This window comes from Pluralibacter gergoviae ATCC 33028 = NBRC 105706 (assembly GCF_001598855.1).
Classification (GTDB): Bacteria; Pseudomonadota; Gammaproteobacteria; order Enterobacterales; family Enterobacteriaceae; genus Pluralibacter; species Pluralibacter gergoviae.
Genome location: NZ_BCZS01000039.1, coordinates 1 through 18,104, shown reverse-complemented (window position 1 = coordinate 18,104; position 18,104 = coordinate 1). Strand labels below are relative to the sequence as shown.

Below are 18,104 nucleotides of genomic sequence, written 5' to 3'. Positions count from 1 at the left end.
TTGAGCGGGAAGGCAGCAAAAAGCCCTGCCGTTGCCGACAGGGCCTGTAATAGCGTAACGCGCGGCGTCAGGCGGAGAGCCGCACCGGCTGCTCGACGTTGTCGGCGGGTTCAAGCGCCAGGTCGAACGTTTTCAGCACCTCGCGGGCGCGCTCGTGAAACTCACGCAGCGTCTGCTCCAGGCGCTCTTTCACCTCGGTATCTTTAATGGCGGTGGGCTGCCAGATGCCCTCTTTGTCGAACAGTCCAAACTGATAGCTGTAAGTAAAACGCTTCTCTTCGGCTTCCATTTCAAGCCACCAGCCCCAGAACTCACGCTTTTCCGGCGCCGGCTTTACGTTGACGCAAACCGCCAGGCAGTCGAAAAAAAAGCGATTGTTTTCGCACTGCTCCTCCCGGATATACGGGCCAAGCGCGGCGAGTTTCTTGATCAATTTACTCTTCGGGTGTCCACTTGGTAACGTCATTGCGATCTCCTTAGGTGATGCACTGTTTTACCAAATCAATACAAATTAGCAACTATTAACCAAATCTATGGTTGATCCAGGCAGCAATTTCTCTTAACGCCTTGTCAAAGTTCCGATACACCGGCTTGAAGGGGATCGGCAGCAGCTTTCCGTCCGACGATGAAGAGGCGATCAGCCGCGATTCACTTTCGGGGCTGAAAGGGTCGTTGTCCCAGTATCCCGATATCATCGGCGTCGGGCAGCGGCGGCCCAGCAGGCCCTGCGTCTTGAGCGAGTAGCAGTTCAGCTCCATGCGCAGCGCCTCGTCGGAGGCGTCGCTCATGCCCAGGCGCGAGGCGAGAACGTCAAGGTACATTTCCGGGATGTTGCCCTGCCCCTGCGGATTGGCCAGCAGAGCGTGCACCATCGGCCCGAGGCAGGCCACGGCCTTCAGGCGCGGCGACTCGAGGTAAGCGAGGCGCACCGCCACGTTGGCGCCAAAGCGAAAGCCGAAGGCGGCGACGCGGGTATGGTCTACCCAGGCAATGTCGGGCAGCGCCTTCAGCACCTGCTGATGGAGAAAGCTGGAGTCCTGGGTCAGCTTCCACTTCGACGAGAAGCCGATGGAGGGCATATCCAGCGTCAGCATGGCGATGCCCAGCGGCGCAAAGTAGTCGGCGTAGAGGTGGTAGTAGTCGCTCTGCAGCCCGTCGAGGCCGCCGCACATCAGTACGGTCGGGAATGGGCCGTCGCCCGGCGGCGTGTGTAAAAAGCCGATCACCGGCGCGCCGCCCGGTATCGTAAACGTCAGTTCGCGTATGCCGCCCGGCAGCCGCTTCGCCGCCTCTTCGTAGGCGCGGTTAGCCAGCGCCTGGGCCTGATCCGCCAGCTCGTCGCCCTTGAGGTGCGGATAGGCGGCGATGCTGAACAGTGCGGAGGCGTGCAGCCAGCGGCGGCCGCTCTCTATCTCGTCCTGCGCCTCGGTGGCCTGCTGCTGCCGGAGCGCCGCCTGCTTCGACCACTCGTAAATCCAGTTGCCGCTGCGGTAGCCCACCACCGTGTCGTACAGTTCGCTGTTGGTGCGCTCGGCGGTGCTCATTACGATCCGCGCCTGCACGTCGAGGATCTCCTGCGGAGTGACGCCCCGACTTATCCACATCAGGCGATTAAGCATCCGGTACCAGCGCGGCGCATTTTTACCGTCGAGGGTTGAGTGTACCGGCGTCGGCGCACGGTGGCGCGGGCGGCGTACCAGGGTCGAGGTTTCCGCATGTTTAAAACGGGGTTTAAAGAGCTGTTCGCTGAGGTTAGCTTCCGCCATCTTCCGGACTCCATGAAGACAATAGGGTTTCTATTGTACCCCGTCGGGCGCTAAAAAAAACAACGCCCGGCATTGCCGGGCGCGGGGATGACGCTGAGTTGCTTAGCGGCCGCTGATAGGCGGTACGAAGACCACGCCCATGTCCCACGGCTGCTCAATCCAGGTATCCTGCGGGATATCAACAATATAATCATCCACCAGCGGCTTACCGGCCGGTTTAGCGAAGATGGTCACGAAGTGCGCTTTCGGGTACATTTCGCGGATCGCGACTGCGGTGCCGCCGGTATCCACCAGGTCATCAATAACGATGAAGCCTTCGCCATCGCCTTCGGCACGCTTAAGCACTTTCAGCTCGCGCTGGTTGTCGTGGTCGTAGCTGGAGATACAGACGGTATCAACGTGGCGAATGCCCAGTTCACGGGCCAGCAGACCGCCAGGGACCAGACCTCCGCGGCTGACGGCAATAATGCCTTTCCACTGTTCAGCGGGCAGCAGGCGCGCGGCCAGCTTGCGGGCGTGAATCTGCAACATGTCCCAGGTGACGACGTATTTTTCGCTCATGTGATAGTGTCCCAGCCTTCTTAAAACGGCTTAAAAAATGTTCAGGGGTGAATCCAGGTTGCGCGAGATTATAGAGATCTGGCGCACTAAAAACCAGTGCTTAACGGCCCGGGCGGGAGTTTTTGCCGCCGCCGGACTACAACGGCAGGCAGAAAGTGGTATTCTCAACCGCATCGTGCAAGTCAGGCCTGGTGCCTGTTTGTTACCGCTAACCCTTTAGCTGCAAGTGACTTTTGCAGCAAGCCGTAAGGAGACTTACCGTGTCAGAACTGTCTCAACTTTCCCCTCAGCCGCTGTGGGATATTTTTGCCAAGATCTGCTCCATTCCGCACCCTTCCCATCACGAGCAGGCGCTGGCCGAGCACATTATGGGCTGGGCGAAAGAGAAAGGCCTGCACGCGGAGCGCGACCAGGTAGGCAATATCCTGATCCGTAAAGCGGCGACGGCGGGCATGGAGAACCGCAAGCCGGTGGCCCTGCAGGCGCACCTCGATATGGTGCCGCAGAAAAATAACGATACCGTTCACGACTTCACCAAAGATCCTATCCAGCCTTACATCGACGGCGAATGGGTTAAGGCGCGCGGCACCACCCTGGGCGCGGATAACGGCATCGGCATGGCGTCCGCGCTGGCGGTGCTGGCCGACGACAGCGTCGAACACGGCCCGCTGGAAGTGCTGCTGACCATGACGGAAGAAACCGGCATGGACGGCGCGTTCGGTCTGCAGGCCAACTGGCTACAGGCCGATATCCTGATCAACACCGACTCGGAAGAGGAAGGCGAGATCTACATGGGCTGCGCGGGCGGCATCGACTTTACCAGCACCCTTCAGCTTACCCGCGAAGCGGTGCCGGCCGGTTTTACGACCTTTAAGCTGACCCTGAAGGGCCTGAAGGGCGGGCACTCCGGCGGCGACATTCATTTAGGTCTGGGCAACGCCAACAAGCTGCTGGTGCGCTTCCTGGCCGGCCACGCGGCGGAACTGGATCTGCGCCTGGTGGACTTTAACGGCGGCACCCTGCGCAACGCCATTCCGCGCGAAGCCTTCGCCACTCTCGCCGTGCCGGCAGCAAAGGCCGACGCCCTGAAGGCGCTGGTCAGCAAGTATCAGGCGATCCTGAAAAACGAGCTGGAAGCGAAAGAGAAGAACCTCACCCTGGTGCTGGAAACGGCCTCTGCGGATAAAGGCGCCCTCACCGCCCAGTGCCGCGACACCTTCGTGCGCCTGCTGAACGCCATGCCGAACGGCGTGATCCGCAACTCCGACGTGGCGAAGGGCGTGGTGGAAACCTCCCTGAACATCGGCGTGGTCACCATGGACGATGAGAAGGTGAACATCAACTGCCTGATCCGCTCCCTGATCGACAGCGGTAAAGAGTACGTGGTAAGCATGCTGGAGTCGCTGGGCAAGCTGGCCGGGGCGCAGACCACGCCGAAGGGCGGATACCCGGGCTGGCAGCCGGACGCCAACTCGCCGGTAATGCACCTGGTGCGCGAAACCTACCAGCGCCTGTTCAACAAGACGCCGAACATTCAGGTGATCCACGCCGGTCTGGAATGCGGCCTGTTCAAAAAGCCGTACCCGAATATGGATATGGTTTCCATCGGGCCAACCATCACCGGGCCGCACTCGCCGGATGAGCAGGTGCATATCGAAAGCGTGGGCCAGTACTGGATCCTGCTGACCGAACTGCTGAAGTCTATTCCCGCGAAGTAATCCCGCCTCTGGCCTTGCGCCGCCTGCGTTGTCAGGCGGCGCTGCGCTTGCCTGACCGACAAAACTCGCCCTACAGCCCCAGCACCAGCTGGCGCTCAATCTGCGGATCGAGCAGGGTGACGTGCAGGCCCACCAGCCGCACGCCGCGCCCGGCGCGGCGCTCCTGCCAGGTTTTCCAGGCGGTGGCGAGCAGATCTTCCCGGTTCAGCTGCGGCCAGACGTGCTCCTGGGTGGTGAGCTGGAAATCGTTAAACTTGAGCTTCACGCCTTGGCGGGCGATAAGCAGATCCGGCTTAACCTGCTTCAGCCGCCGCTCCAGCTCCGGATAGAGCTGGTTGTTGATGATAGCCTCGCACGCCTCCCAGTCGTGGATATCCTCGGCCAGGGTGCGCTCCACGCCGACGGATTTGCGCAGGCGGTCGTTATTCACCTCCCGCTCGTCGATGCCGCTGCTGCGCTCCCACAGCACCCGGCCAAATTTGCCGAAGCGCTTAAGCAGCGTCGCCAGGTCGCTGTTCTGCACGTCACCGCAGGTGCGCAGCCCCATGCTCTCAAGCTTTGCCGCCGACACCTTGCCGACGCCGGGGATTTTCGCCAGCGGCAGGTTTTTGATAAAGGCGGGCATGGTTTCGGGCGTGATGACGTACTGGCCGTTGGGCTTGTTGAGGTCGGAGGCGATTTTGGCGAGAAACTTGATCGGCGCCACGCCCGCCGAGGCGGTAAGGTGCAGCTCGTCGCTGATGGTCTGGCGGATCTCCCGGGCGATCAGCGTCGCCGAGCCGTGGCAGTGCACGCTGTCGCTGACGTCGAGGTAGGCTTCGTCAAGCGAGAGCGGCTCAATGCGCGAGGTGTAGCGGGAGAAGATTTCGCGGATGTGGTGCGAGGCCTCTTTGTAGGCGTCGAAGCGGCCCGGCAGCAGGGTCAGGTGCGGGCAGAGCCGCAGGGCGGTGGCGGTCGGCATGGCGCTGCGCACGCCAAATTTGCGCGCCGGGTAGTTGGCGGTGCTGATCACGCCCCGCCGCTCGCGGCTGCCGCCGATGGCCAGCGGAATGTCGCGCAGGGCCGGATTATCCCGCATCTCAACGGCGGCAAAAAAGCAGTCCATATCGACGTGAATGATTTTGCGCATACCCGGCCCTCAGCAAACAACTGGATAAGTATACAGCAAAATTATTAAAAGAGAGAAGCACAAGAGAAGGCCCGGCGGCGATCCGCCGCCGGGCCGGGCGTTACAGGATGCGGTTTTGCCGCTGCCGGGCCTCGCGCGCCTCGCGCTTTTTACGCGCATCGCAGGGTTCCGGGCAGTCGCAGACCTTCTCCAGCCCGAGGGAGGAGATACCGCCGCAGCTGCCCTGGATGCTCTTACGCTTAATCAGGTAGCCCAGCGACATGCCGAAAACCACCAGCAAAAACACCGCGAAGGTGGCGAGAAATACCGTCAGCATCATCAGCCTCCGAAATCATCAAGCATGATATTTTCATCCTCCACGCCGAGATCCTTGAGCATTTTGATCACCGCCGCGTTCATCACCGGCGGGCCGCACATGTAGAACTCGCAGTCCTCCGGCGCCGGGTGCTGCTTAAGGTAGTTCTCATACAGCACATTGTGGATGAAGCCGGTGTGCCCGGTCCAGTTATCTTCCGGCTGCGGATCGGAGAGCGCCACGTGGAAGGTGAAGTTCGGGTTCTCGCGCGCCAGCTGTTCGAACTCATCGTCGTAGAACATTTCGCGCAGCGAGCGGGCGCCGTACCAGAAGCTGATTTTACGCTGGCTGCCGAGCCGCTTGAGCTGGTCGAAAATGTGCGAGCGCATCGGCGCCATGCCGGCGCCGCCGCCGATAAAGACCATTTCGGCATCGGTCTCTTTGGCAAAGAACTCGCCGAACGGCCCGGAAATGGTCACCTTATCGCCCGGCTTCAGCGACCAGATGTAAGAGGACATGATGCCCGGCGCCACATCCGGCGCCGACGGCGGCGGCGTGGCGATACGGACGTTGAGCATAATGATGCCCTTCTCTTCCGGGTAGTTGGCCATCGAGTAGGCGCGCAGCGCCGGTTCGCTGACCTCGGAGACGTAGCGGAACAGGTTGAACTTATCCCAGTCGCTGCGGTACGCCTCCGGCACGTCAAAGTCGGCGTAGGCCACTTTGTGGCTCGGGCACTCGATCTGGATAAAGCCCCCGGCGCGGAACGGCACCACTTCCCCCTCAGGAATAGCCAGCTTCAGCTCTTTAATGAAGGTGGCCCTGTTATCGTTAGAGATAACCTCGCACTCCCATTTTTTAACGCCGAAGACCTCCTCGGGAAGCTCAATCTTCATGTTCTGGCGCACCGCCACCTGACAGGCCAGGCGGCAGCCCTCTTTCGCCTCACGTTTGGTGATGTGCGAAAGCTCGGTAGGCAGAATGTCGCCGCCGCCCTCTTTCACCCGCACCCGGCACTGGCCGCAGGAGCCGCCGCCGCCGCAGGCGGAGGAGACGAAGATGCCATTGCTGGAGAGCGTATTGAGCAGCTTGTCGCCCGCCGGGGTGTGGATCTGCTTGTCGGCTTCGTTGTTGATCTCAATCACCACGTCGCCTGAGTTAACCAGTTTGGCGCGCGCGGCGAGGATCAGCAGCGACAGCACCAGCACAATCAGCGTAAACATCGCCACGCCAAGCATTATTTCCATATCCGCTCCCTTACAGCTGCACGCCGGAGAATGACATAAAGCCCAGCGCCATCAGTCCGGTGGTGATAAAGGTGATCCCTAAGCCGCGCAGTCCTGCGGGCACGTTGGCGTACTTCATCTTCTCGCGCAGCCCGGCCATCGCCACGATAGCCAGCATCCAGCCGATGCCGGAGCCGAAGCCGTATACCACCGATTCGGGGAAGTTATAGTCGCGCTGCACCATAAACGACACGCCGCCGAAAATGGCGCAGTTGACCGCGATCAGCGGCAGGAAGATGCCCAGCGCGTTGTACAGCGACGGGAAGTACTTATCGAGGATCATTTCAAGGATCTGCACCAGCGCGGCAATGACGCCGATGAAGGTGATGAAGTTGAGGAAGCTGAGATCCACGCCCTCCACCAGCGCGCCGTCGCGCAGCACCAGGTTATAGATCAGGTTATTGACCGGCACCGAGATGCCGAGCACCACCGTGACCGCCACGCCGAGGCCGAAGGCGGTCGAGACCTTTTTCGACACCGCGAGGAAGGTACACATGCCGAGGAAGAAGGCCAGCGCCATGTTTTCCACAAACACCGCGCGCACAAAGAGGCTGAGATAATGCGCCATCGTCGATTACTCCTTCTCCTGCTGTTCCGGCTTCCACGTGCGCAGCGCCCAGATCAGCAGACCGATAATAAAGAATGCGCTCGGCGCCAGCAGGAACAGGCCGTTGGGCAGATACCAGCCGCCGTTCTGCACGGTATCCAGCACCTGAACGCCGAACAGCTTGCCGCTGCCAATCAGTTCGCGCAGGAAGCCGACCACCATCAGGATCGCGCCGTAGCCGAGGCCGTTGCCGATGCCGTCCATAAAGCTCGCCAGCGGCGGCGACTTCATGGCGTAGGCCTCGGCGCGGCCCATCACGATGCAGTTGGTGATGATCAGCCCGACGAACACCGACAGCTGCTTGGAGATCTCATAGGCGAAGGCGCGCAGCAGCTGATCGACCACGATCACCAGCGAGGCGATGATCGCCATCTGCACGATGATGCGCACGCTGTTGGGAATGTGGTGGCGGATCATCGAGATAAACATGCTGGAAAACGCCGTGACCAGCGTAACCGCAATGGTCATGACAAACGCCGTCTCAAGCTTGGTGGTGACCGCCAGCGCCGAGCAGACGCCCAGCACCTGCAGGGCGATCGGGTTATTGGCGAACAGCGGCCCGACCAGTACCCGCTTTACTTCTTTCATTTCACCGGCATCAGCCATTGTTCAGCCCTCCTTCACGGACCTGCTTGAGGAAGGGGCCAAAGCCCTGCTCCCCCATCCAGAAATCAAAACTGTGCTGCACGCCGTTAGAGGTAAGCGTGGCGCCGGACAGGCCGTCCACCGCGTACTCGTCTCCGGGCCGCGCGCCGCCCTTCACCACCTTCAGCGCCGGCATGCCGCTGTCGTTAAGCACCTTTTTGCCGACGAACTGCTGGCGCCACGCCGGGTTTTCGACCTCGCCGCCCAGCCCCGGGGTTTCGCCCTGGTCATAGTAGGTGATGCCCTTGACCGTGCGGCCGTCGGTGTCCAGCGCCACGAAGGCGTACATCATCGACCACAGGCCGTTGCCGTAGATCGGCAGGACAATCTCCTGCAGCTTCTGCTGTGCATCTTTGACCAGCCAGATCTCCACCACGTTGCTGCGTCGCTTGATGCCCGCCGGATCGTCAGCGGGATCGAGGGTGGTGCTCTGGCCCGGATCTTTCAGCGCCTGGGCCTGATTAAAGCTGCCCGGATCTTTATCCAGCAGCGTACCGCTGTTCAGATCCAGCAGGCGCGGCGTAATGCGTTCAGCGAAGACGGAGGCGACATCGTCGGCCTTCATGCCGGGCTGCGACAGCCCCGCCACCGCCAGAATGTTGCGCTGTTTATCGAGCGCCCGCTGCTCCTGCTGGCGCGGCTTGAGGCCGACGGCGGCGCCGGCGACCACAATTGAGCACACCAGGCACAGCACCAGAACCACCAGCAGCGTTCTGCCGAAACTGTCGTTATTTTTTACTTCAGCCACGCGACTTCCTCCGCTTGATGTTGGCCTGCACCACCAGATAGTCGAACAGCGGCGCAAAGAGGTTGGCGAACAGAATGGCGAGCATCATCCCTTCCGGATAGGCCGGGTTTACCACGCGGATCAGCACGCACATCACGCCGATCAGCGCCCCGTAGCACCACTTGCCTTTATCGGTAAAGGAGGCCGATACCGGATCGGTGGCCATAAACATCATGCCGAAGGCGAAGCCGCCCAGCACCAGGTGCCAGTACCACGGCATGGCAAACATCGGATTGGTGGCCGAGCCGATAAAATTGAACAGCGTTGCTGCTGCGATCATGCCGAGCATCACCCCGGCGACGATACGCCAGGAGGCGATACGGCCAAAGAGGATGATTGCCCCGCCGAGCAGGATCATCAGGGTTGAGACTTCACCGATAGAGCCGGGAATGTTGCCGAGGAAGGCGTCAAGCCAGGTCACCGGCTGGCCGCTGGTGACGTTGACCAGCGCTTCGCCGCCGTTGCTCGCCCACTGCGAGAGCGGGGTCGCGCCGGAGAAGCCGTCCGCCGCCGTCCACACCAGATCCCCGGAAATCTGCGCCGGATAGGCGAAGAACAGGAACGCGCGCCCGGCCAGCGCCGGGTTGAGGAAGTTGCGCCCGGTGCCGCCGAAAATCTCCTTGCCGATCACCACGCCGAAGCTGATGCCGAGCGCCGCCTGCCAGAGAGGCAGCGTTGGCGGCACAATCAGGGCAAACAGAATGGAGGTGACGAAGAACCCCTCGTTGATTTCATGCCTGCGCACGATGGCGAACAGCACTTCCCAGAAGCCACCGACGATAAATACCGTCATGTAGATAGGGAAAAAGAACACGGCGCCCAGCCCCATCATGCTCAGCCATCCCGCATCGGCGCTGAAGCTGACGCCGAGCCACTGGGCCAGGCTGTAGTGCCAGTCGGCGCTAATCACCTGCTGCAGCTCCTGCGGCCCGTACAGTTTGTGCAGCGCAGGGATCGTCTGCAGCCCGACGTTGTACATGCCCCAGAACATCGCCGGGAAGACCGCCAGCCAGACGAGGATCATCATGCGCTTCAGGTCAATGGCGTCGCGAACGTGGGAGGCGCCTTTGGTGACCATCCCCGGCGTGTAGAAGATGGTCGCCGCCGCTTCGTACAGCGGATAGTACTTTTCAAGCCTGCCGCCGTGGGTGAAGTGCGGCTCGATTTTTTCCAGCAAATTTTTCAGGCCCATGGCTTATCCTTCCTGCTCTATGCGGGTTAACACGTCGCGCAGCATCGGTCCGTATTCATATTTGGCCGGGCAGACGTAGGTGCAGAGCGCTAGATCTTCTTCATCCAGTTCCAGGCAGCCGAGCGCCTGAGCGCCGTCGGTGTCGCCCACCAGCAGATCGCGCAGCAGGTGGGTCGGCAGAATATCGAGCGGCATCACCCGCTCATAATTGCCGATGGGCACCATTGCCCGCTCGCCGCCGTGAGTGTCGGTGGAAAAGTTAAACAGCTTGTGCCTGAGGAAGTGGCCCAGGGTCGTGCGGGTAACGGAGTATTTTTCGCGCCCCGGCATGATCCAGCCGAACAGCTCTTTATCGCGCCCCTCGCGCACCACGCTGACCTGCAGGTGGAAGCGGCCGAGAAAGGCGTGCGGCCCGGCCGCGCGGGTGCCGCTCAGCACTGAGCCTGAGATAACGCGGTTTTCGCCTGCCGCCAGCTCGCCCGCCAGCAGTTCGTCGAGGCTGGCGCCCATGCGGGTGCGCAGCAGGCGCGGGGTGTTAACCTGCGGGCCGCCGAGGGCGATGACCCGTTCAGTAAAAAGCTCACCTTCAGTAAACAGCCTGCCGATAGCGATAACGTCCTGATAGTTGAGGTGCCACACCTGGCGAGCGAGGCTCACCGGTTCGAGAAAGTGGATATGAGTGCCCGGCAATCCGGCAGGATGCGGGCCGCTGAATTCGTTAAAGGTCACCTGTCCGCCGGGGTGGCCGCCCAGTTTACCGCCGCTGGCCTGACAGACGTGCACTTTGCCGTCGGTCAGACGGGTCAGGACGGTTAAACCGGCGTTAAAGGCGTCGCGGTGGGCGGCAATGAGCGGCTGCGGATCGGCAGCCAGCGGATTGGTATCCATCGCGGTGACAAAGATAGCCGCCGGTACGCTGCCCGGCACCGGCGTTTTACTGAAGGGACGCGTGCGCAGGCTCACCCACAGGCCGGAGGCCAGCAGCTGCTGCTGAACTGTCTCCCGCGAGAGGGTGGCGAGTTCAGCGGTATCAAAACGTTCGAAGGCCAGCGACTCATCGCCGTCAACGGCAATGACCACCGACTGCAGTACCCGACGTTCGCCGCGATGAATGGCGCTGACGGTGCCGCTGGCGGGCGCGGTAAACAGCACGCCGGGGATCTTTTTGTCCTCAAACAGCGGCTGGCCCTTTAGCACCCGCTCGCCTTCGCTGACCATCATGGCGGGCCGCATACCGGGAAACTCTTCCCCAAGTACGGCAACGTGCGCCACCGCGGTAGCTTCGGAAATCTGTTGTGACGGCGCGCCGGCTATGGGCAGGTTGAGCCCTTTGGTGATTTTAATCATGTTGTTAGCAGGTATCCGTAATTAAACCCAGAGGGGTAAAACTCAGGAGGGGAGAAAGGGGAACTTAGCGCCAAAGCCTATGAAGGCGCAGTGCAGCGCGCGGGCGTGAAGCATCCTTTCAGCCCCGATGATATAAGCGCGGGAAGTGTACCTCAAAGCCCCCCGCCGCGCAGCCTTTACCCTTTTTCTGCGTCAGTAAATGCGAGCTAGTGCGCAAAGTTTAGCTATGCGACTTTCAGAAAGTGCGAAATCCGGCGGGCGGCCTTTGTAAACCCGGCGCTTCGGGCTTGCGAAAAACTTTGTTGGTGCTAATGTGAGCGCTCAAATCAGAATAACGCTGATTCAGACCTCTTTCGCCATTGCGGCACGTTTACACCGTTTTATCAAGGAACAAGCAGTATGCGCAAAATCGCATTTTTACTTGCGATGCTTCTGATCCCGTGCGTCTCTTTCGCCGGTTTGCTGAGCAGTAATCCCGTCAGGCCCTCTGTCAGCAAAGAATATAAGCAGAAGCTCATGGGATCGCCGGTTTATATCCAGATCTTTAAAGAAGAGCGCACGCTCGATCTGTACGTCAAAATGGGCGAAACCTATCAACTGCTCGACAGCTATAAAATCTGCAACTACTCCGGCGGCCTGGGGCCGAAGCAGCGCCAGGGCGATTTTAAATCACCTGAAGGGTTCTATAACGTCACCCGCAGCCAGCTCAAGCCGGACAGCCGCTTCTATAAGGCCATTAATATCGGCTTTCCCAACGCCTACGATCAGGCCCACGGCTATCAGGGTAAATATCTGATGATCCACGGCGCCTGCGTGTCGGTAGGCTGCTACGCCATGACCGACAGCAGCATTGATGAGATTTTCCAGTTCGTGACCGGCGCGCTGGTTTTCGGCCAGCCGAACGTGCAGGTGAGTATCTATCCGTTCCGCATGACCGACGCCAATATGAAGCGCCACCAGTACTCTTACTACAAAGATTTCTGGTCACAGCTCAAGCCCGGGTATGACTACTTCGAACAGACCCACAGACCGCCGATGGTCAGCGTAGTGAGCGGCCGCTATGTGGTCAGCAAGCCGCTGAGCCACGAGGTTCAGGGCTCGCAGCTGGTGTCAAACTACACGCTCCCCGAGGTAAAATAGCGCCCACTCGCCTGGCGGGATCCGCTGCCAGGTCTCATTGCCGGTCAGCGGCTGGGTAGCAATCACCGTGACCACGTCGTTCGGCGTGGTTTCGCGCTGAAAATCAATCTCCACGTCCTGATCCAGCAGCTTTGCCACGCCGAACGGCGCCCGCCGGGTGATCCAGTAGAGGTTGGTAGAGCAGAACGCCATCACGTAGCGCCCGTCCGATAGCAGCATGTTGAACACGCCCTTCTCCCGCATTTCCGCCGCCAGCGAGGCGATGTACTTAAACACCGAGGCCATATTGCCCGGCGTGCGCGGATAGCGGCTGGTCAGCTTGTGCAGCAGCCAGCAGAAGGCCTTTTCGCTGTCGGTTTCCCCTACCGGACGAAACTGCCCGGTATCGAGTCCCTTGTAGCCTTTTAGCTGGCCATTGTGGGCGTAGGTCCAGTTACGGCCCCACAGCTCGCGGGTAAAGGGATGGGTATTTTCCAGCGCCACTTCGCCGCGGTTGGCCTGGCGGATGTGGGCGATGACCGAGCAGGATTTGATGGGATACTCCTGCACAAGTTTTGCGATGGGCGACTGGAAGCTCGGCTGCGGATCCTTGAATGTGCGACAGCCTTTGCCCTCGTAAAAGGTAATTCCCCAGCCGTCTTTATGCGGGCCGGTACCGCCGCCGCGCTGCACCAGTCCGGAAAAGCTAAAGCAGATATCGGTAGGCACATTAGCGCTCATCCCGAGCAGTTCGCACATACAACACCTCAATCACTTTATGCGCCGGGCCGCGCCCGGCGGGAGCAGAAAACTACGCCTTCGCCATCTCTTTTTCGATAAGCATAATCAGGATGTGGATCACTTTAATATGGATCTCCTGAATGCGATCCGCATAGCCAAAATGCGGCACACGAATTTCAACATCCGCAGAACCGTCCATTTTACCGCCGTCTTTGCCGGTGAGGGTAATTACCTTCATGCCCTGCGCGCGCGCCGCTTCAATGGCCTTGATCACATTGCCGGAGTTGCCGGAGGTAGAGATGCCGAGCAGCACGTCACCGGCGCGGCCCACGGACTCCACGTAGCGCGAGAAAACATACTCATAGCCAAAATCGTTGCTGACGCAGGAGAGATGGCTGACGTCAGAGATGGCAATTGCCGGGTAGCCCGGACGGTTTTCGCGGTAGCGTCCGGTCAGCTCTTCGGCAAAATGCATCGCATCGCAGTGCGAACCGCCGTTGCCGCAGGAGAGCACCTTGCCGCCCGCCTTGAAGCTGTCTGCCAGCAGGACGGCGGCACGCTGAATCGCGTGAATATTGGCTTCGTCCGCCAGAAAGTTGTTCAGCGTCTCTGCGGCTTCGTTCAGTTCGTTACGAATAAGATCCTGGTACATGAGGATAATCCTTCAGCATTGATGATTAACCCTGGCAGTGTAACGGATAGCGTCAAAACCGAGAAGCGCAACCCCGGCGAAAGCGCCCTCCTTTTGATTTTGCGTGCCCGCGCAGACACGAACTCTGTGAGCCAGGTTGTAATTATTTTGTAAACGCATTGCTAAAAGAATTCACATCCACTACAACCATATCATCACAAGTGGTCAGACCTCCTACGAGACAGGGAGCTTTTTTATGATGATTTTGAGTATTGTTGCAACCGTTGTATTACTCGGTGCGCTCTTTTATCACCGCGTAAGCCTGCTGCTCAGCAGCGTAATTCTGCTGTTGTGGACGGCGGCGATGGCCGCCGCCGGCCTGTGGAACGGCTGGGTGCTGCTGCCGCTGGCCATTATCCTGCTGCCGTTTAACTTTGCCCCGATGCGTAAATCGATGATTTCCGCGCCGGTGTTCCGCACCTTCAGCAAGGTGATGCCGCCGATGTCGCGTACTGAAAAAGAGGCGATCGACGCGGGCACCACCTGGTGGGAAGGCGACCTGTTCCAGGGCAACCCGGACTGGAAAAAGCTGCATAACTACCCGCAGCCGCGCCTGACCGCCGAAGAGCAGGCCTTCCTTGATGGCCCGGTCGAAGAAGCCTGCCGCATGGCCAACGACTTCCAGATCAGCCATGAGCTGGCCGACCTGCCGCCGGAGTTGTGGGCCTACCTGAAAGAGCACCGCTTCTTTGCGATGATCATTAAGAAAGAGTACGGCGGCCTTGAGTTCTCCGCCTACGCTCAGGCCCGCGTCCTGCAGAAGCTCTCCGGCGTCTCCGGTATTCTGGCGATCACCGTCGGCGTGCCTAACTCCCTCGGCCCGGGCGAGCTGCTGCAGCACTACGGGACTGAAGAGCAGAAAAATCACTATCTGCCGCGCCTGGCCCGCGGCCAGGAGATCCCGTGCTTCGCGCTGACCAGCCCGGAAGCGGGCTCCGATGCCGGCGCCATTCCGGACACCGGCGTGGTCTGCATGGGCGAATGGGAAGGTGAACAGGTGCTGGGTATGCGCCTGACCTGGAACAAGCGCTACATTACCCTCGCGCCGATTGCCACCGTGCTGGGCCTGGCATTCAAGCTTTCCGACCCGGAAAAACTGCTGGGCGGCAGCGAAGAGCTGGGCATCACCTGCGCGCTGATCCCGACCGGTACGCCGGGCGTGGAGATTGGCCGCCGCCACTTCCCGCTCAACGTCCCGTTCCAGAACGGCCCGACCCGCGGAAAGGACATCTTCGTGCCGATCGATTTCATCATCGGCGGACCAAAAATGGCCGGACAGGGCTGGCGCATGCTGGTTGAGTGTCTGTCGGTCGGTCGCGGCATTACCCTGCCGTCCAACGCCACCGGCGGCCTGAAGTCTGTGGCGATGGCCACCGGCGCCTACGCCCACATTCGCCGCCAGTTCAAAATCTCCATCGGTAAGATGGAAGGGATTGAAGAGGCGCTGGCCCGCATCGGCGGTAACGCCTACGTAATGGACGCCGCCGCGTCGCTGATCACCTACGGTATTATGCTCGGCGAAAAACCGGCGGTGCTGTCGGCTATCGTGAAGTATCACTGTACCCACCGCGGCCAGCGCTCGGTGATTGACGCTATGGACATCACCGGCGGTAAAGGCATCATGCTCGGCGAAGGCAACTTCCTCGCCCGCGCCTATCAGGGTGCGCCGATTGCCATCACCGTGGAAGGGGCCAACATCCTGACCCGCAGCATGATGATCTTCGGCCAGGGCGCGATCCGCTGCCATCCGTACGTGCTGGAGGAGATGGCCGCCGCACAGAATAACGATCTGAACGCCTTCGATAAGCTGCTGTTTAAGCACATCGGTCACGTCGGCAGCAGTACGGTACGCAGCTTCTGGCTGGGTCTGACACGCGGCCTGACCAGCGCCTCGCCGACCCGCGATGCCACCAAACGCTACTATCAGCATCTGAACCGCCTCAGCGCCAACCTGGCCCTGCTGTCTGACGTCTCAATGGCAGTGCTCGGCGGCAGCCTCAAGCGCCGGGAGCGTATCTCCGCCCGCCTGGGCGACGTGCTGAGCCAGCTCTACCTGGCCTCGGCCACGCTCAAGCGCTATGACGACGAAGGCCGCAACGAAGCGGATCTGCCGCTGGTTCACTGGGGCGTGCAGGACGCGCTGAATCAGGCCGAGCAGGCTATCGACGATCTGCTGCGCAACTTCCCGAATCGCGCGGTCGCCGGACTGCTGAACGCCGTTATCTTCCCGACCGGCCGCCACTACGCGGCGCCGTCCGATCGCCTCGATCATACGGTAGCGAAGATCCTGCAGACCCCGAGCGCCACGCGCAGCCGCATCGGCCGCGGCCAGTACCTGACCGCCAGCGAGCACAACCCGGTGGGTCTGCTGGAAGAAGCATTGGTTGACGTAATGGCCGCCGATCCGATTCACCAGCGGATCTGCAAAGAGCTGGGCAAAAATCTGCCGTTCACCCGTCTCGACGAACTGGCGCGTAACGCGCTGGCGAAGGGCCTGATTAATCAGGAAGAGGCGAACGTGCTGAATAAAGCGGAAACCAGCCGCCTGCGCAGCATCAACGTCGATGACTTTGAACCGGCAGAGCTGGCGACGAAGCCGCTAAAAAAGCAGGAAGAGAAAGTGCGTAAGGTTGAGGCCGCATAAATAATAAAAGCCGGGCAACGACCCGGCTTGATGTCCACATCACGTATCCATTTCAGGCGGAGGCTCTCTCCGCCTTTTTTTATTCCTCAGAAATTAAAGGCGTCGGGATGATTCTCCAGGCTGCCGGTCAGCGCCGAATAGAGCACCGTCTTGCCATCAATCGACAGCGCATCGCCAACGTTGAGCCAGGTCAGACTCTCTTTCGCCGTCTTGTCATTGACGGTGGAGAAGACGCCGCTCATGGTCTGGTTCTTCTCCGACCACAGCACCGCCACGCGCTCGGCGGCGCAGTTGTGCGGCTTACAGGCGCTCAGCACCTGATATTCGGTATCGCCGAGCTTAACGGTTTTCGCCGGCGTTGAGGTGCCGCCCTTGCTGACCCACGCGGGAAGCTTGTGCCCCTTAACCATCTTGCTGAAGGCCGCTTTGCTGTCTTTATTGCTGGCAAGATCCTGGATAGTCAAGTTATCAGCGGCAAACGCCCCGCTGGTCATCAGCACCGCCGCAGCGGCAATTATCGCTTTATACATGTTATCTCCCTGGGCCTTTCGCCCGTTTCGTTTAGCTTCTCAAGGGTGGACTCTGACGAAGCCAAATGCAAATCAGCAAGTTCCGGAAATGACTTTTTCTGCCCATTTGCTAAGGTGGTAATGTGAACATAATGACTCTTCAATTCAGGAGCCTGAAACCGTGTCTGGTTTGAAAATTACCCTACTGCAGCAGCCGCTGGCGTGGATGGATGGCCCGGCCAACCTGCGCCACTTTGATATTCAGCTGGAAGAGATTGCCGGGCGCGACCTGATCGTGCTGCCGGAGATGTTCACCACCGGCTTCGCGATGGAAGCCGCCGGGCAGTCGCTACCGGAGGAAGAAGTGGTTGCGTGGATGACCGATAAGGCCCGCCGCGCCAATGCGATGGTAGCCGGCAGCGCCGCGCTGCAGACCGAACGCGGCCCGGTAAACCGCTTCCTGCTGGTGGAGCCCGACGGGCGCGTACACCGCTACGACAAGCGCCACCTGTTCCGCATGGCCGACGAGCACCAGTACTACGAGGCGGGACACGAGCGGGTGGTGATTACGTGGCGCGGCTGGCGCATTCTGCCGCTAGTTTGCTATGACCTGCGCTTCCCGGTGTGGTCGCGCAACCGCGATGATTACGACCTGGCGCTGTACGTCGCCAACTGGCCCGCCCCGCGCGCCCTGCACTGGCAGGCGCTGCTGCTGGCGCGCGCCATTGAGAATCAGGCCTGGGTCGCCGGCTGCAACCGCGTCGGCAGCGACGGCAACGGCCACCACTACCGGGGCGATAGCCGGATTATCAATCCGCAGGGCGAGATCGTCGCCAGCGCCGAGGCGCACCAGGCCGCCCGCATCGACGCCGAGCTGTCGCTGACGGCGCTGTGCGAATATCGGGAGAAGTTCCCGGCGTGGCGGGATGCGGATGGGTTCAGGCTTGAATAGCCCTGCGGACATTTAACCGCATTCTGCCAGCGATAGTGGAATGGTTCCGTTCACCCGTAGCACTCTGCTTCTCTGTGAATGCTTTTGCGGTGAACGTGTTAAGGGAGCTCGCCGT

The 18,104-nt window shown here is 60.5% G+C and carries 18 protein-coding genes; 4 read left to right on the top strand and 14 right to left on the bottom strand.

The features are described 5' to 3' along the window. Window positions 1-67 precede the first annotated feature (67 nt). From crl to gpt, 3 genes are all read right to left on the bottom strand, one after another. Window positions 68-466, bottom strand: coding sequence for a sigma factor-binding protein Crl (crl, locus tag ENGE1_RS23145; RefSeq protein WP_045290653.1), 399 nt, complete (start codon window positions 464-466; stop codon window positions 68-70). A 55-nt stretch (window positions 467-521) separates the two neighbouring features. Next, on the bottom strand, window positions 522-1,766 hold the full coding sequence (gene frsA / locus ENGE1_RS23140; RefSeq protein WP_043085815.1) for an esterase FrsA: 1,245 nt from the start codon (window positions 1,764-1,766) through the stop codon (window positions 522-524). 102 nt (window positions 1,767-1,868) lie between these two features. Next, entirely contained in the window at window positions 1,869-2,327 is a 459-nt protein-coding gene (gpt, locus tag ENGE1_RS23135; RefSeq protein ID WP_043085816.1) for a xanthine phosphoribosyltransferase, read from the bottom strand. A 260-nt stretch (window positions 2,328-2,587) separates the two neighbouring features. Between gpt and pepD the strand changes: the two genes are divergently transcribed. Further along, window positions 2,588-4,045, top strand: coding sequence for a cytosol nonspecific dipeptidase (gene pepD, locus ENGE1_RS23130; protein ID WP_048255130.1), 1,458 nt, complete (start codon window positions 2,588-2,590; stop codon window positions 4,043-4,045). A gap of 70 nt (window positions 4,046-4,115) precedes the next feature. On the opposite strand, the gene dinB is transcribed toward pepD, so the two are convergent. From dinB to ENGE1_RS23090, 8 genes are all read right to left on the bottom strand, one after another. Continuing rightward, window positions 4,116-5,174 carry a DNA polymerase IV gene (dinB, locus tag ENGE1_RS23125; RefSeq protein ID WP_048255128.1) on the bottom strand — a complete coding sequence of 353 codons (1,059 nt, stop codon included), beginning with the start codon at window positions 5,172-5,174 and terminating at the stop codon, window positions 4,116-4,118. 100 nt (window positions 5,175-5,274) lie between these two features. Then, window positions 5,275-5,490 (bottom strand): (Na+)-NQR maturation NqrM, encoded by a 216-nt coding sequence (gene nqrM / locus ENGE1_RS23120; RefSeq protein ID WP_043086780.1) that lies wholly within the window; start codon window positions 5,488-5,490, stop codon window positions 5,275-5,277. 2 nt (window positions 5,491-5,492) lie between these two features. Further along, window positions 5,493-6,716 (bottom strand): NADH:ubiquinone reductase (Na(+)-transporting) subunit F, encoded by a 1,224-nt coding sequence (gene nqrF / locus ENGE1_RS23115; RefSeq protein WP_048255127.1) that lies wholly within the window; start codon window positions 6,714-6,716, stop codon window positions 5,493-5,495. Window positions 6,717-6,726: 10 nt separating this feature from the next. Further along, a complete protein-coding gene (gene nqrE, locus ENGE1_RS23110) occupies window positions 6,727-7,323 on the bottom strand; it encodes an NADH:ubiquinone reductase (Na(+)-transporting) subunit E (RefSeq protein ID WP_048255126.1) in 597 nt (198 codons plus the stop codon). Between the two features lie 6 nt (window positions 7,324-7,329). After that, window positions 7,330-7,968: an NADH:ubiquinone reductase (Na(+)-transporting) subunit D gene (locus ENGE1_RS23105; RefSeq protein ID WP_045290664.1), complete on the bottom strand. Its 639-nt coding sequence runs from the start codon at window positions 7,966-7,968 to the stop codon at window positions 7,330-7,332. After that, complete coding sequence (locus ENGE1_RS23100; RefSeq protein ID WP_048255124.1) at window positions 7,961-8,755, bottom strand: Na(+)-translocating NADH-quinone reductase subunit C; 795 nt, start codon at window positions 8,753-8,755, stop codon at window positions 7,961-7,963. Before ENGE1_RS23100 ends, ENGE1_RS23105 begins: the two co-directional genes overlap by 8 nt. Further along, window positions 8,748-9,986, bottom strand: coding sequence for an NADH:ubiquinone reductase (Na(+)-transporting) subunit B (locus ENGE1_RS23095; RefSeq protein ID WP_045290667.1), 1,239 nt, complete (start codon window positions 9,984-9,986; stop codon window positions 8,748-8,750). Before ENGE1_RS23095 ends, ENGE1_RS23100 begins: the two co-directional genes overlap by 8 nt. Window positions 9,987-9,989: 3 nt before the next feature. Further along, on the bottom strand, window positions 9,990-11,333 hold the full coding sequence (locus tag ENGE1_RS23090; protein WP_048255123.1) for a Na(+)-translocating NADH-quinone reductase subunit A: 1,344 nt from the start codon (window positions 11,331-11,333) through the stop codon (window positions 9,990-9,992). Between the two features lie 399 nt (window positions 11,334-11,732). On the opposite strand from ENGE1_RS23090, the gene dpaA reads away from it, so the two are divergent. Further along, window positions 11,733-12,473 carry a peptidoglycan meso-diaminopimelic acid protein amidase gene (gene dpaA, locus ENGE1_RS23085; protein ID WP_043085829.1) on the top strand — a complete coding sequence of 247 codons (741 nt, stop codon included), beginning with the start codon at window positions 11,733-11,735 and terminating at the stop codon, window positions 12,471-12,473. Here dpaA and ENGE1_RS23080 read toward each other — a convergent pair. Next, complete coding sequence (locus tag ENGE1_RS23080; protein WP_043085830.1) at window positions 12,444-13,211, bottom strand: class II glutamine amidotransferase; 768 nt, start codon at window positions 13,209-13,211, stop codon at window positions 12,444-12,446. The genes dpaA and ENGE1_RS23080 overlap by 30 nt on opposite strands. A 52-nt stretch (window positions 13,212-13,263) precedes the next feature. Then, window positions 13,264-13,845 (bottom strand): D-sedoheptulose 7-phosphate isomerase, encoded by a 582-nt coding sequence (gene lpcA, locus ENGE1_RS23075; protein ID WP_043085831.1) that lies wholly within the window; start codon window positions 13,843-13,845, stop codon window positions 13,264-13,266. A gap of 235 nt (window positions 13,846-14,080) precedes the next feature. Here lpcA and fadE point away from each other — a divergent pair, with 235 nt between their 5' ends. Then, on the top strand, window positions 14,081-16,528 hold the full coding sequence (fadE, locus tag ENGE1_RS23070) for an acyl-CoA dehydrogenase FadE (protein ID WP_048255121.1): 2,448 nt from the start codon (window positions 14,081-14,083) through the stop codon (window positions 16,526-16,528). 86 nt (window positions 16,529-16,614) lie between these two features. Here the strand turns inward: fadE and ivy are convergent, their stop codons facing one another. Then, window positions 16,615-17,058 carry an Ivy family C-type lysozyme inhibitor gene (gene ivy / locus ENGE1_RS23065; protein WP_048255120.1) on the bottom strand — a complete coding sequence of 148 codons (444 nt, stop codon included), beginning with the start codon at window positions 17,056-17,058 and terminating at the stop codon, window positions 16,615-16,617. 160 nt (window positions 17,059-17,218) lie between these two features. Between ivy and ENGE1_RS23060 the strand changes: the two genes are divergently transcribed. After that, window positions 17,219-17,989, top strand: a complete 771-nt coding sequence (locus ENGE1_RS23060) for an amidohydrolase (protein ID WP_048255119.1) — start codon at window positions 17,219-17,221, stop codon at window positions 17,987-17,989. Window positions 17,990-18,104 lie beyond the last annotated feature (115 nt).